The 13,563-nt window shown below is 42.2% G+C and carries 11 protein-coding genes and 1 pseudogene; 4 read left to right on the top strand and 8 right to left on the bottom strand.

Annotated elements, in window-relative coordinates:
• Positions 1-222: 222 nt before the first annotated feature.
• The 3 genes from MSTHT_RS03790 to MSTHT_RS03780 form a co-directional block, all read right to left on the bottom strand.
• Complete coding sequence (locus tag MSTHT_RS03790) at positions 223-963, bottom strand: ABC transporter ATP-binding protein (protein WP_048166629.1); 741 nt, start codon at positions 961-963, stop codon at positions 223-225.
• A 252-nt stretch (positions 964-1,215) separates the two neighbouring features.
• The gene (locus tag MSTHT_RS03785; RefSeq protein WP_048168366.1) at positions 1,216-1,422 is read right to left on the bottom strand and encodes a helix-turn-helix transcriptional regulator; all 207 of its coding nucleotides are present in this window, start codon (positions 1,420-1,422) and stop codon (positions 1,216-1,218) included.
• A gap of 16 nt (positions 1,423-1,438) precedes the next feature.
• Positions 1,439-1,837 carry a hypothetical protein gene (locus MSTHT_RS03780; RefSeq protein ID WP_048166628.1) on the bottom strand — a complete coding sequence of 133 codons (399 nt, stop codon included), beginning with the start codon at positions 1,835-1,837 and terminating at the stop codon, positions 1,439-1,441.
• A 519-nt stretch (positions 1,838-2,356) separates the two neighbouring features.
• On the opposite strand from MSTHT_RS03780, the gene MSTHT_RS03775 reads away from it, so the two are divergent.
• The 3 genes from MSTHT_RS03775 to MSTHT_RS03765 all read left to right on the top strand — a co-directional run bounded on the left by MSTHT_RS03775 (position 2,357) and on the right by MSTHT_RS03765 (position 7,727).
• A complete protein-coding gene (locus MSTHT_RS03775; RefSeq protein WP_048168365.1) occupies positions 2,357-2,944 on the top strand; it encodes an MJ0548 connectase family domain-containing protein in 588 nt (195 codons plus the stop codon).
• Positions 2,945-3,195: 251 nt separating this feature from the next.
• On the top strand, positions 3,196-3,687 hold the full coding sequence (locus MSTHT_RS03770) for an NADH-quinone oxidoreductase subunit B family protein (protein WP_048166627.1): 492 nt from the start codon (positions 3,196-3,198) through the stop codon (positions 3,685-3,687).
• Between the two features lie 236 nt (positions 3,688-3,923).
• Positions 3,924-7,727 (top strand): hydantoinase B/oxoprolinase family protein, encoded by a 3,804-nt coding sequence (locus tag MSTHT_RS03765; RefSeq protein ID WP_048166626.1) that lies wholly within the window; start codon positions 3,924-3,926, stop codon positions 7,725-7,727.
• Positions 7,728-7,883: 156 nt separating this feature from the next.
• Here MSTHT_RS03765 and MSTHT_RS14985 read toward each other — a convergent pair whose 3' ends face one another.
• From MSTHT_RS14985 to MSTHT_RS15325, 3 genes are all read right to left on the bottom strand, one after another.
• Positions 7,884-8,063, bottom strand: coding sequence for a hypothetical protein (locus MSTHT_RS14985; RefSeq protein WP_231588237.1), 180 nt, complete (start codon positions 8,061-8,063; stop codon positions 7,884-7,886).
• Positions 8,064-8,247: 184 nt separating this feature from the next.
• Positions 8,248-8,589 carry a hypothetical protein gene (locus tag MSTHT_RS03760; protein WP_048166625.1) on the bottom strand — a complete coding sequence of 114 codons (342 nt, stop codon included), beginning with the start codon at positions 8,587-8,589 and terminating at the stop codon, positions 8,248-8,250.
• A 555-nt stretch (positions 8,590-9,144) separates the two neighbouring features.
• Positions 9,145-9,267 (bottom strand): hypothetical protein, encoded by a 123-nt coding sequence (locus MSTHT_RS15325; RefSeq protein WP_259274590.1) that lies wholly within the window; start codon positions 9,265-9,267, stop codon positions 9,145-9,147.
• A gap of 719 nt (positions 9,268-9,986) precedes the next feature.
• Between MSTHT_RS15325 and MSTHT_RS03755 the strand changes: the two genes are divergently transcribed.
• Positions 9,987-10,553 carry a flavin reductase family protein gene (locus tag MSTHT_RS03755; protein WP_048166624.1) on the top strand — a complete coding sequence of 189 codons (567 nt, stop codon included), beginning with the start codon at positions 9,987-9,989 and terminating at the stop codon, positions 10,551-10,553.
• A 136-nt stretch (positions 10,554-10,689) separates the two neighbouring features.
• Here MSTHT_RS03755 and MSTHT_RS03750 read toward each other — a convergent pair whose 3' ends face one another.
• Together MSTHT_RS03750 and MSTHT_RS03745 are read right to left on the bottom strand one after the other, a co-directional pair.
• Complete coding sequence (locus tag MSTHT_RS03750; protein ID WP_048168364.1) at positions 10,690-11,889, bottom strand: aldo/keto reductase; 1,200 nt, start codon at positions 11,887-11,889, stop codon at positions 10,690-10,692.
• 200 nt (positions 11,890-12,089) lie between these two features.
• Positions 12,090-13,342 (bottom strand): annotated as a pseudogene (locus MSTHT_RS03745) (aldo/keto reductase).
• Positions 13,343-13,563 lie beyond the last annotated feature (221 nt).

Here is a 13,563-nt window from a genome sequence, read left to right as displayed (position 1 = left end):
TTTATCAATTTTATAAGTCTAAAGAAGTACCTGAAAGGTTTTTATCGAGCGCATACTTCGAAACACATTTGAATAATTCTGAGATGATTTGAGTACAATCTGAATACAGCATTCTAAGTTTGAAAGTCCTGATAATTTTGAAAATTTCTAAATAATCCAGAAAATCTTCTAATAATTTCCCGAGTGTCATCTTAAAACCTGGAAACGTTGATAGCCTTCCTCTCAGGCTTCAGTCTCCTGTTCTTCAAGATGGGTTTCAGGAGTAAGCCTCTCTTCGTTTATCCCATCTCTGACAATTTTTCCATCTTTTAGCTCGATGTGCCTGCTTGCGTACTTTGCAAGGTGCAGGTCATGAGTAACCATGACTATTGTTTTGCCTTCTTCTTTCCAGAGCCTGTAAAGCATTTCCAGCAATTCCCTTCCTGTTACACTGTCAAGGGCACCTGTTGGCTCATCTGCGAGGATTATTTCTGGATTGCAGGCAAGAGCCCTTGCTATTGAGACCCTTTGTTGCTGACCGCCTGAAAGTTGAGAAGGTTTATGCTGGATTTTATCTGAAAGCCCTACGAGTGAAAGCAACTTTTTTGCCTTTCTTTCTGCTATCCGATCATCAATTTCCTGAATTTCAAGTGGCAGAAGTACGTTTTCAAGGGCAGTCATGCCAGGAATCAGATTATACTGCTGGAAAACAAATCCTATTGTTCTGCCTCTCAGAACTGCAAGCTCCGATTCTTTAAGCCAGGCTATGTTCCGGCCTTTCAGGTAGATCTCGCCTTTTGTGGGAATATCCAGACAGCCCACAAGATTCATCATTGTGGATTTTCCGCTTCCGGAAGGCCCGATTATTGCGGCGAACTCTCCTTTCCTGAACTTTACGCTTACAGCTCTCAGGGCATTGACCTTGACCTCCCCCATCTGATAGATTTTCCAGACATTCCGAAAGGCAATCAGTGTATTGTCCATATTTCTCTCCTGAAAGACTTACTTATGTAAATATATCTAATTGTTTAAAAGTTTATTTTCTCTATTCTTTAAATCGGAAGAGATATCAGATTAGTAGACATAAATATTAAAAAATATATAATGTAGTTAGAAAAAGATAAAATTGTTAAAGAAAAAGATAAAAAAGCATTAAAGAGCGGCAGAATTCTTTTAAAAATAAAGATTTAATTAAGAATTAATTAAGATGCTGAGAAGAAAAGTGCTTCAGGGAATTCATTCAAGATCCGAATCTTCAAAGATAAATAATTCATCGATTGTGGTTCCCAGACACTTTGAGATCTTGTACGCAAGCTTGAGAGAGGGGTTGTATTTTCCTTTCTCAAGGAAGACTATTGTTTCTCTCCGTACTCCTACCATTTTTGCAAGGGCTTCCTGAGTAAGGTCATACCTCGCCCGGAATTCCTTTATCCTTGTTTTCACGGCTTTCCCTCCAGCCTTATTCGATGTCACCCTTCCGCATGAAGTACCACCTGAAAACGTTTGAGGAGATAATCATAAAGAAAAGAAGTATGCCAAGCACGCCGTTTGCAGTCAGTTCAGCCAACCCGAAGTACTGAACCCAGGAAAGCACCACAATGACAACAAGAGTCAGCAGCCAGGAATAAGTAATCCCATACGCTGCCAGCTTTTTTGTCCTTTCGTCCCTGTCAGGAAGGTCTCTACGCCTGAAGTGTCTGAAAACCGTGGCAGCGAAAATAATCAGTCCAATATTGATGAGAACGATTGGGATCAGCATATCATTATCGAAAAGGACTTCCAATAAGACTACAGATAAGATTCCGACGGCTATTAGGATTATTCCAAGAATAAGCTTGTACAGGTGTGTCTTTTCCATAATTCGTCTCGCATTTGATTTCAGTCTTTTTTAAAGGGTTTGTTGCTTATTTTCCACAAATTATTCGATATTTCAAACATTTAGTTAGATATAGATAACATATATGAATATTTAAGGTTTCCTATCGAAAGAAATTTCCAGTTAAAAATGATTTTTGGCAATATTTACAATGTCTGTTCCCTGAAGAAAAAAGGAGAATAGAAATCCAGCTCACTTGATATAGTACTTTACGCCTATATATCTAATTTGAGGGATACAATACAGACCTTGAAGCGCGTTTAAATGGTTTAAAAGACCTTGAAGCGTATTTAAATGGTTTAAAGGATGTTAAATAATTCCGAGCATCCTTATTTTTAGCTTTTCTGCAACCTAAATTTATATTTTCTATCCCTTTTTTATATATTGTGTTTCTATAAGTGTTTTTAAGAATAAGCCCTTTCAAATCTGTAAGATGGTTATGATTTGTTTTATGAAAGCCTGGATGATTCATTTTACGAAAAACCTGGAGAGATTAATCACATGACCCTAGTTATCGCTTTTATCGGGAAAAACGGTGCAGTAATGACCGGAGACCTGCGGGAAATAACCTTCGAAGGAGATAAGCAGGATCGGGAAAAGCTCGAAAAGGAGCTTTACAGTGGGGCAATAGTCACGGATGACGAACTTGCAGAAAAAGCCAGAGAATTCGGGGTCAGCATAACGGTCAAGGACTGCAAAAGCAAAATCTTTGAGAGAGACGGCGTTCTGATAGGGGAAGTATCATCAATTGAAGGAGGAGTTGTCAAAAAAAGGAGACTTTATGCCTCAGCTGGAAATTACGCGATTGCCGAAATAAGAGATTCCGAATTAACCTTAACTTCGCACGCGAAAGGAAGTACCTTAATAGTCCTCGGAAACGAATTCACTAAGCAGATAGCCAATAAATGCTTCAAGGATAACTGGACGAAAAAAAGCACTTTTCAAGATGCTGTAAAAATCCTCATGCTCTGTATGGAAACAGCAGCGAGGAAAACTGCGTCTGTGAGCCAGCAGTTCTATTTAATTCAGACAACTTCGAATGTTGATGTTTTGAAAGCTATGGAAATAGATAAAACACAGGAAGCCTGAAAGTTATTCCTGGCAGAACCTAATATTTTAGCCCGTATCGGAGGCTGTACACAGCCCAGACAGCTTATTTTTTCTTTCCTTTTCTTCCTTTTTCTTTCCTTTTCTTCCTTTTTCTTCTCTTTCTCCTTTCCTTTTCTTTTACTTAGAATAATTAATCCAGATAGCTTCTTAATTATATAATTAAATTTATATAAAATTAGTTCCTATAATTGTAATATTACCAATTAGGAAAAATGTAAGAGAGACTGTTTATGACACTGGCAAAATCTCCATGGATTATACACGTAAATTGTAATAGTTGTAATGGCTGTGATATTGAAGTAGTAGCCTGTCTTACCCCTTTATATGACGCTGAAAGGTTTGGTATTTTAAACATAGGCACCCCCAAGCAGGCGGACATAATGGTGGTTACAGGCGCGGTAAATTACAAAAATGTAAACGTACTTAAAAACATCTACAATCAGATTCCTGATCCAAAAGTTGTTCTGGCAGTCGGAGCCTGTGCATCCACAGGTGGGATTTTCCACGGGTGCTATAACGTAATAGGCGGAGTAGATCAGGTAATACCAGTAGATGTATATGTTCCAGGCTGCACTCCAAGGCCTGAAGCCATAATTGACGGAATAGTGGCATGCCTCCCAATACTTGAAGAAAAGAAGAAAAAGAATATCAAAGGACAGGAGGTAAAACTCAAAGGAAGTGAAGTGCCATCAACCGATAATTTGGCGAGCACGACAGGCTGAAGCAAACTTGAGCGAGCTTGAATATTCTATTTTTAATCCATTTTCACAACTATCTCAAAAGGAATCAAAACTCTAACTTAACCTCCTCATTTTTCATACTTCATCTCCCGAAGAGTTAGCAGAACCCTAATTTTGACTCTGTGTATTCTGAAAACCGGTTTGTGTTGATCTAAAATCAAGCTAAACCTAAAAATTCCCGATTAATAATTAATACAACTTATACAATTATTCCTTTCATGTCCCCCAAAGCCGGATGGCAGTTCTGGATTGACCGCGGAGGCACGTTTACTGATATCGTTGCTCGCAGTCCTGATGGAAAAATAATCACTCATAAGCTTCTTTCAGACGATCCGTGCCACTATAAGGATGCAGCCATGCATGGGATTCGGCAGATTCTCGGGCTGCCAGGAGATGCACCGCTGCCCGCTGAGATTATAGAATCCGTGAAAATGGGAACAACGGTCGGCACGAATGCTCTGCTTGAACGGAAAGGGGAAAGGACTGTTCTTGTTATAAACCGGGGGTTCAGGGATGTCCTGAGAATCGGGTATCAGAATCGCCCGGATATTTTTGCTCAGAAGATCGAACTTCCTGACCAGCTTTATGAGAGAGTTATCGAGGTGTCCGGCAGGGTAGGAGCCAGCGGGGAGGAAATTGCAGCCCTGGACCTTAAAAATGCAAGAAAAGAGCTTGAAGCGGCTTTTGAAGCCGGAATTTGCTCAGTTGCAATTGTACTCATGCATGCGTACAGGTTTCCTGAGCATGAGCTTAAACTCGGCAGGCTTGCCAGGGAAATCGGGTTTACGCAGGTGTCACTCTCCCATCAGACAAGCCCGTTAATTAAACTCGTAAGCAGGGGGGAAACGACCGTAGTCGATGCTTATCTCTCACCTGTGCTCCGCAGGTATGTTGATATGGTTCAGAAATCCCTTGAAGACGGCAGGGAAGAGAAAAAAAATGAAGGTGAAATAGAAAAAAGAAGAGGGGAGACAGGAGATAGGGAAAATGAAGAAGGGGATGGAAAAAAGAAGGAATCTGAAAAAACTCCCAGGTTAATGTTCATGCAGTCCAGCGGAGGGCTTACGGACGCCAACACTTTTCAGGGTAAGGACTGCATCCTGTCGGGTCCGGCTGGGGGAATCGTTGGGGCTGTTGCTACCTCAGAAATGGCAGGGGTAAAGAAAATAATTACTTTCGATATGGGAGGCACTTCTACGGATGTAGCCCAGTACAGCGGGGAGTACGAGCGCAGTCTTGAAACTGAGATTGCAGGGGTGCGTCTTCGTACTCCCATGATGCGCATCCATACGGTTGCAGCAGGCGGAGGCTCCATACTTCATTATGAGGGGGGCAGATTCAGGGTAGGTCCTGACTCGGCAGGTTCGGACCCGGGTCCGGTGTGTTACAGAAAAGGTGGACCACTTACGGTTACTGACTGCAATGTCATGCTTGGAAAACTTCAGCCTGCATTTTTTCCGGCTACTTTTGGGCCTAACGCCGATCAGCCGCTTGACTCTGAGCTTGTGCGCAGGAAGTTCACAGAGCTTGCTGAAAAGATTTCAGGAGAAGGCAAAAAAGAAGGCAAAAGCGAAAGCGAAAATGACAGTAATATCTGGACACCTGAGCAGGTAGCCGAGGGTTTCCTTTCGGTTGCGGTTGAGAATATGGCAAACGCCATAAAGAAAATCTCGGTCCAGCGGGGCTACAATATAAAGGAATATACCCTCTGCTGTTTCGGAGGTGCTGCTGCCCAGCACGCCTGCAGGGTTGCAGATAGCCTCGGGATCAAAAGCATTTTCATTCATCCTTATGCAGGTGTGCTCTCGGCATACGGCATGGGGCTTGCAGACCAGAGGCTGATAAAAGAGCACTATGTGGGCAGCGAACTCTCAGATACGCTGGTAGAAGATTTGAAGCCGGTGTTTCTTGGGCTTGAAAATGAGGGCAGTCGGCTCATGCGCGAACAAGGAGTGCAGGAAGATAAAATTATGTCACTCTATAAAGTGCATATGCGTTATGCAGGCTCGGATACGCAGCTGGTTGTCGATTTTGGGGATAAGGATGCTCTAAGGAAAAGCTTCGAGGAAGCCCACAGGAAATGCTTCGGATTTATAATGGAGGGAAAGCCCATAATTATTGAAGCTGTTTCTGTAGAAACTATCGGGATTAATGAGAGGGTTACTGACCCTGTGCTGGAAAAGGAAGAAAATCCGGTTATCTCTCCTGTTGCTAAAGTCAGGATGTATAGCAATGGAGAATTTCACGAGACATCAGTTTTCAATAGGGACGAGCTCAAACCCGGAACCTGCATAAGCGGGCCCGCGATGCTTATAGAGAAAAACACAACAATTATTCTCGAACCCGGTTGGGAAGGGAGGGTTACTAAACGCAACCATCTTTTCCTTAAAAGAAAAACTCTGCTTCCAGCTCAGATAGCTATAGGAACTGATGTCGATCCTGTAATGCTTGAGATATTTAATAACAAGTTCATGTCGGTTGCCGAGCAGATGGGGTTCACCCTGCAGAATACTGCTCACTCGGTAAACATAAAGGAAAGGCTGGATTTTTCCTGTGCCGTTTTCGATGGGCAGGGGAATCTCATAGCAAATGCTCCTCATATCCCTGTGCATCTGGGCTCAATGGGAGAATGCGTAAAGTCCCTTATCCGGACGCAATTAAAGGGAATGCGACCAAGAGATGTGTATCTTATCAATTCCCCATACAACGGGGGAACCCATCTACCTGATATCACGGTTGTTACCCCGATGTTTGGAGATTCCGGGAAAATCCTGTTTTACCTGGCTTCGAGAGGTCATCATGCCGATGTAGGAGGAATAAGTCCCGGTTCTGTGCCTCCTAACAGCAGGACAATCTTGGAAGAAGGAGTTTTGAGCGAGGGTATGAAAATTGTTGAACAGGGTCGTTTCTGTGAAGAAAGACTGAAAGCCTGGCTAGGCTCGGGAAAATATCCTGCAAGAAATCCTGCTCAAAATATTGCTGATATTCGTGCACAGATCGCTGCAAATGAAAAAGGGCTTTCTGAACTGCGTAAGATGATTGAGGAGTTTTCCCTTGAGACGGTTGAAGCGTATATGGGTCATGTGCAGGATAACGCCGAGGAAGCGGTCAGAAGAGTTATTGACAGGCTTGCTGATGGGGAATTCACATATAAACTCGACGATGGAAGTGCCATCCGGGTAAAAGTTACAATTGATCGCAAAAATCGGAGTGCAAGAATAGATTTTACAGGTACTTCCCCCCAGCTTCCGAATAACTTCAATGCTCCAGCTTCGGTTTGCATTGCTGCTGTACTCTACGCTTTCAGGACGCTTGTAAAAAGTGATATCCCCCTTAATGCAGGCTGCCTGAGGCCGCTTGAGATTATTATCCCTGAAGGCTCATTGCTGAGACCAGAGCCGCCTGCTGCTGTTGTTGCAGGCAATGTTGAAACATCGCAGTATATTGTTGATGCCCTTTTCGGAGCCCTGGGCAAACTTGCGGCTTCCCAGGGTACTATGAACAATTTTACCTTCGGAAATGCAGATTTCCAGTATTATGAAACCATTTGCGGAGGTGCAGGAGCAGGTCCAGACTTTTCAGGAACGGATGCTGTCCACACTCATATGACCAACTCAAGGATTACCGACCCTGAGATCCTTGAGACAAGATTTCCAGTTTTACTTGAGGAGTTTTCCATACGGGAAGGAAGCGGCGGAGAAGGCAAGTTCAGGGGTGGAAACGGGGTTATCCGAAAGTTCAGGTTCCTGAAAGATATGAATGTCGCCATTCTCTCAAGCCACAGAAAATTCCCGCCTTTTGGGCTCAAAGGCGGAAGACCCGGAAAGTGCGGAAGAAACCTGCTTATCCGCAGGGACGGCAGTGTTCTCGAAGTTGGAGGTCAGGCAGAGATTGCACTGAAGGCAGGCGAGCTTTTTGTAATTGAAACCCCGGGCGGCGGAGGATATGGCGAACTGTCCGAACCTGAGAAAGTAAACAGGAAACAGAGTAAAACAGAAGTCAAGCAGGAGTCAACTCAATAAAGCTCACAAAAAAGAAGAAAGAGTAAATCAAAATAGAGATATTGGATTATTTTGGAAGGCAGAGCCTTTTTAATTCATATTTCGATTCTACCTTATAAGTGTATTCAATTCAAAGTCTCCGCCAAGCTTTCCATCTCCATCCCATCAAGGACAATATCACGCTCGTCCATTATGAATCCAATTCATATCTAGCAAACTATCGACAGGCTTTTTTGATGCAGAACTTCTAATTATTACGGTTTTTTTCGTAATGGTTGCTTTATTCATAGGCATGTCGAACTCGATCCAGATAGAAAAATCATGCCTGAAAGCAAACTTCTGCCTGTCAGGATAGATGGACTTAACCCTCGGAGGAGACTGTCCACGCTTGAAAAGATTGGAAAAAGATTTTTATGCTTCTGGAAGGAACCTGTCATAGCATGTATTTTTTAGCTGTATATATAATGGCAGCTCCTGCAAATGCCCAGCAGGAGTTTACGCCATTTATTCGCTTTTTACAGGTTATACTCTCTCCAGCTCATTACATTCCGATCCTGTACCCGCTCTTTTTAGCAACCTGTTTCTTAAGAGCGTATACGATTGCAGCACCAGCAAGCACACCAAGAGTTATTTTACCGATTTTCATTAAAGACCCCCTACCTTCCTTAACCTCAACTGCTCCACTTGGTATGATCTCTTCTTCAGGTTCTACTTCAAATTTCATTTCTTTTTCAGATTTCTCTGGTTTTAATTTTTTAAGAAGATATGCCCCTAGAGCCAGCTTAGCATACTTACGCAAGATGCCCTTACTCCTTAGAGAACCCCCTGATTTCATATTCTTCATTATATATGCACTCAGCATTAGCTTACCGTATTTTCTCATGTTTAGCAATCATTCACCCCCTCAATTTTCCCTTGTCGGACAGTCCCATTATTTTATAATTCTTGCCCGGAAAGGGAAGTAATGAATTTAATGCTCTTGTATCTATCCTATAGCTCACATATTATATAACGGCAACTATATAAAATATTAAATAACTTAAGACTATCCTCAAAGCTTCTTGTATATTATAGTGACGTAACAGAAAGGAAATGCATACACAGGGAAAATTGAAAAGAGAAACTGATTCGAAAATTAACACTGAGTTGATGAGTAAATTTTAACACAGACAGGAAATAGTTCTTCTGGTTTAAGAGATGCAATCCTGTTCGGATGGAAGATATTAGGATAAAAGAATATATCAGGATAAAAGAATATATTCAGGATAAAAGAATATATTCAGGATAAAAGAAGATATTCAGGATAAAGAAGATATTCAGGATAAAGAAGATATTCAGGATAAAAAAGGGCTGAATAGAAGAACAAAAAAGAAAATTAAAAAAAGACTCGAAAAAGAGCGAAAAAAAGAACTAAAAGGATTTTTCAGAGAGAACTCTGTTACCTCATGACATTGAACCTGTATTCGAAATCTCCCCCAGCTTTGCCATCATGATTTCCATCAAGGGAAACACCTTTTTCATCGGTAATAACCGGGTCGCGTTTAAATGCTCTCGTGGGCATGGATTCTGGAGGATCGATACTCGCTGAATATAAACGTTTACCAATCCTGAGCAGGAAAAGAAATTAAACGTTAGTTTAATTTGACAGCACGTTTAACACATTAAATTTTTTAAATTTATATTTCTTATTGTAATATGATGCATTTATGTGGTTTAAGGAACTCCTTAGAAGCAGATATGACTTTTTTGTGCACTGCTCTCTCATGAATAAATCTGTTGTAAATAAACATCATGACAAGTCCAGCAATCAGTCCCGCAGCAACCCCGGCGACAGTTCCTGTTAACAGACCACCCAGTACATGTATTTTCTTAATTTTTATTTCTCTTATTTCTATACCCCCTGTATTCTGCTAACCCCTTACTTCAAATACAGTTACAGCAACTTTAAGTTTCTATAACTGGTTTTTACGGCTCTCCGGGTTTTTTCCTGTTTGAAGACCCAGTGCTTACCCGGATAACGGATATTCATTAATCCTGAACAGGAAAAGAAATCATCTATTATTTTTTAATTAAAGATGATGTTTCAGCCGCGTACCTCTATTATATTAACCATAATATATATAATAGCCGCCAGATAAATTATCTAAATAAACAATTTATCACTTTGCCTGCTATCAATTATATAAAGTATCTGAAGAATGCCTGGAATACCAGCAGACAGAATGCGTATGATCCCGGCTCGAAAAAACCTTTTTGTATTATCGAAAAGAAGTTAAAAGCATGAAGCAATCAATAGGAGCAAAGCCACTCGCGTTTCCGACGCCGACCTGGGTAGTAGGCACTTACGATATGAACGGGATACCCAATGCCATGACTGCAGCCTGGGGAGGGATCTGCTGTTCTAACCCTCCATGTGTCAGCGTATCCTTAAGAAAAGCAACTTATAGTTATGCCGGCATTATAGAAAATAAAGCATTTACCGTAAGTATCCCATCAGAAAAGTATGTAAAAGAAACCGATTACCTCGGCATTACAAGCGGCCGGGATGAAAACAAGTTTGAGGGAGCCTGTCTCACCCCTGTTAGGAGTGAAGTTGTGCCTGCCCCTTACGTCGAAGAATTTCCGATTGTCCTTGAGTGCAAACTTCTGCATACCCTTGAAATAGGGCTTCACACCCTCTTTGTAGGAGAAATTATTGATATTAAAGCCGAAGAATCCGTGCTTGATGAAAATAAGAACCCGGACATTGAGAAAATCCGTCCAATTATATACGACACAGGAAGCCGGAGCTATTACAGCATTGGGTGTAATATTGGGAAGGCTTTTTCGATAGGAAGAGAGTGCTGAACTGAAAGGCAATAAAATGGGCAGTTACATTTCAGTGTTAGTATTAACAGGCTAAATAAAGGGCAAAAAGGAGCAGTGCTCCATTATATAGCCCAGTTATTTTTCCCTGACGCATCTACACGTCTCTTGACACATTTTACTCTTTCCCGAAAGACTTTTTCGCAATCAGTCTCCATCCCTTGTGGTCTTTTCCCTCAAATTTTTCTGCCACAGCTTCAAGCAGGGAAGGAATGTCAAGATGCTGCGGGCATTTTTCAACGCACTCTCCACACTGTACACACTGGGAAGCATACCCGGGCACATCGCCTCTTATTATCCCGCCTGGCTTTGCTGCATACATCAACTTTGCTTCTCTCTCATTGCCTGAAAGGGAAAAATTATCATATATCTCAAAACAGCCAGGAATGTCCACGCCTGAAGGGCAGGGTAAACAGTACCTGCAGCCTGTGCAGCCAACTTTCATAAGTTCACGATATTTTTGCTCAACTCGCTTTACAAGCTGCAGTTCAGCTTCAGTCAGGGAGTTCGGATAAGCTTCGTCTGCGATTCTCAGGTTTTCTTCAATATGGGCTTCCTCATTCATGCCTGAAAGCACAACCGTAACTTCGGGATGGTTCCACACCCAGCGAAGTCCCCATTCCGCAGGTGTACGTTTTATTTCAGCTTCGTTCCAGATCTCCTGTATCTCAGGAGGCACAGGATTTGTCAGTTTGCCCCCACGCAGCGGCTCCATGACAATAATTCCTAGGTTTTTTGAGGCTGCATACTCAAGTCCTTCCGTTCCTGCCTGGTTCTTTTCATCCAGATAATTATACTGGATCTGGCAGAAAACCCAGGGATAGGCATCCACAATCTGCTTAAAATCCTCAATTGACCCGTGGAATGAAAATCCCGCATTTATTATTCTGCCATCAGCCTTAGCTCTATCAAGGAAGTCCAGAACCTCAAGCTTTTCCATTTTATCCCATAAAGTCCCCACAAGCCCATGAATTAAATAATAATCAATATGATCTGTCCTGAGTCTTTCAAGCTGGGAATTCAGGATCCTGTCCATATCATCGGTATTTTTTATTGTCCAGGATGGGAGTTTTGTAGCAAGCTTGACCTTTTCCCGATATCCGCCTGCAAGCGCCCTGCCCAGGAAAAGCTCACTTTCCCCCATGTGATATGGCCAGGCTGTGTCGATATAATTTATCCCGTGGTCAATTGCATATCGCACCTGCCGGGTAGCCTTTTCTTCATCAATCTTTCCATCTTCTTTCACAGGAAGGCGCATGCATCCGAACCCAAGTATAGAGAGCTCATCTCCGTTCTTTGGAATTTTTCTGTACAACATTTCCATTACCCTTTCTTTTTAAGTTGTCTCCCTGACTTTTAATTTTTTCCACAAGCCTTTTCAAAAAACTGCTTGAACGCAAACTTTTTAGAAAAAAGTTTGATCAAAAACCTTTTCAAAAAAGGCTTGAGCGAAAACCCCAGAACGGCGTGGTCAAGCGGCGCGATGGTTGGTGATAAACCGGTACAACGGGGATGTGCTCAAAACAGAGTAGAATTTGTTTCTGTAGATTCCAGATTTAAATGGCTTTTAGCTTCCTGTTCCTTACCGAACTTTTCTCTTGCAGCATCTTTCCAGATTTCCGGATCGGCGCCTTCGAATTTTTGTGCAATGGTCTTCAGTAAAGCGGGTATATCCAGATGTTGAGGGCATTTTTCAAGGCATTGTCCGCACTGTACGCACTGGGAAGCATAGCCAGGGACATCATCTCTTATTATTCCACCTGGTTTTGCTGCGTACATAAGCTTGCCTTCATCCTCATCGCCCGAGAGGTATACGTTGTCATATATCTCAAAACAGCTAGGAATGTCCACGCCTGAAGGACAGGGTAAACAATATCTGCAGCCTGTGCAGCCTGTGTTCATAAGCTTGCGGTATTTCTCCTCAACCCTATCCACCAGCTGCATTTCAGCTTCAGTCAGGGAGTTCGGATAGGCTTCGTCTGCGATTCTCAGGTTTTCTTTAATATGGGATTCCTCATTCATGCCTGAAAGCACAGCCGTAACTTCGGGATGGTTCCACACCCAGCGAAGTCCCCATTCCGCAGGTGTACGTTTTATTTCAGCTTCGTTCCAGATCTCTTTGATCTCAGGTGGTATAAACCTTGTCAGTTTACCTCCGCGCAGGGGCTCCATGACAATAACCCCCAGTTTTTTGAGGCGGTATACTTAAGCCCTTCAGTACCTGCCTGATTCTTTCGGTCAAGGAAATTATACTGGATCTGGTAGAAAGTCCAGGGATATGCATTTACAATTCGCTTGAAATCCCCGACTGATCCATGAAAAGAAAATCCCGCATTTTTAATTCGACCGTCAGCTTTCGCTCTGTCAAGGAAATCGGTTACTCCAAGGCTTTCCAGCCTGTCCCATAAAGTTCCGATAAGTGAGTGAGCAAGATAATAATCGATATGGTCTGTCCTGAGCCTTTCAAGCTGGGCATTCAGTATCCTGTCCATATCCTTCCTGCTTTTTATTATCCATGAGGGAAGTTTTGTAGCAAGCTTGACCTTTTCTCGATATCCGCCAGCAAGGATCTTACCCAGGAAGGGTTCATTCTCTCCAAGATGATATGTCCACGCCGTATCGATGTAGTTCACTCCATGATCAATTGCATAACGTACCTGGCGCTTTGCCTTCTCCCTGTCAATCTTTCCATCTTTAACAGAAAACCGCATGCACCCGAAACCCAGTATTGAGATCCTGTCTCCGGTCTTTGGCATCCTTCGGTAAAGCATCCACATCCCCCCTTGCTCTCTTTCTCCCATTATTCTCTCTACCTTTAGGATGACGTCATTAACGTAATTATACGTTATTGTATCTTTATTAATGGAATAAAGTACCCAAACCGTATGAAAATAGAAAAAACTAATCTAAAATTTTTATTGAACTGAACAAAAAACATTTTTACTCAATGTAAAAAATAGATTTTTATTCGTGTGAATAAGGCTATTTCCAA

The sequence above is a fragment of the Methanosarcina thermophila TM-1 genome, assembly GCF_000969885.1.
Classification (GTDB): Archaea; Halobacteriota; Methanosarcinia; order Methanosarcinales; family Methanosarcinaceae; genus Methanosarcina; species Methanosarcina thermophila.
Note: the sequence above shows the minus strand (reverse complement) of the source record. Positions and strands in the feature narration are given on the sequence as shown.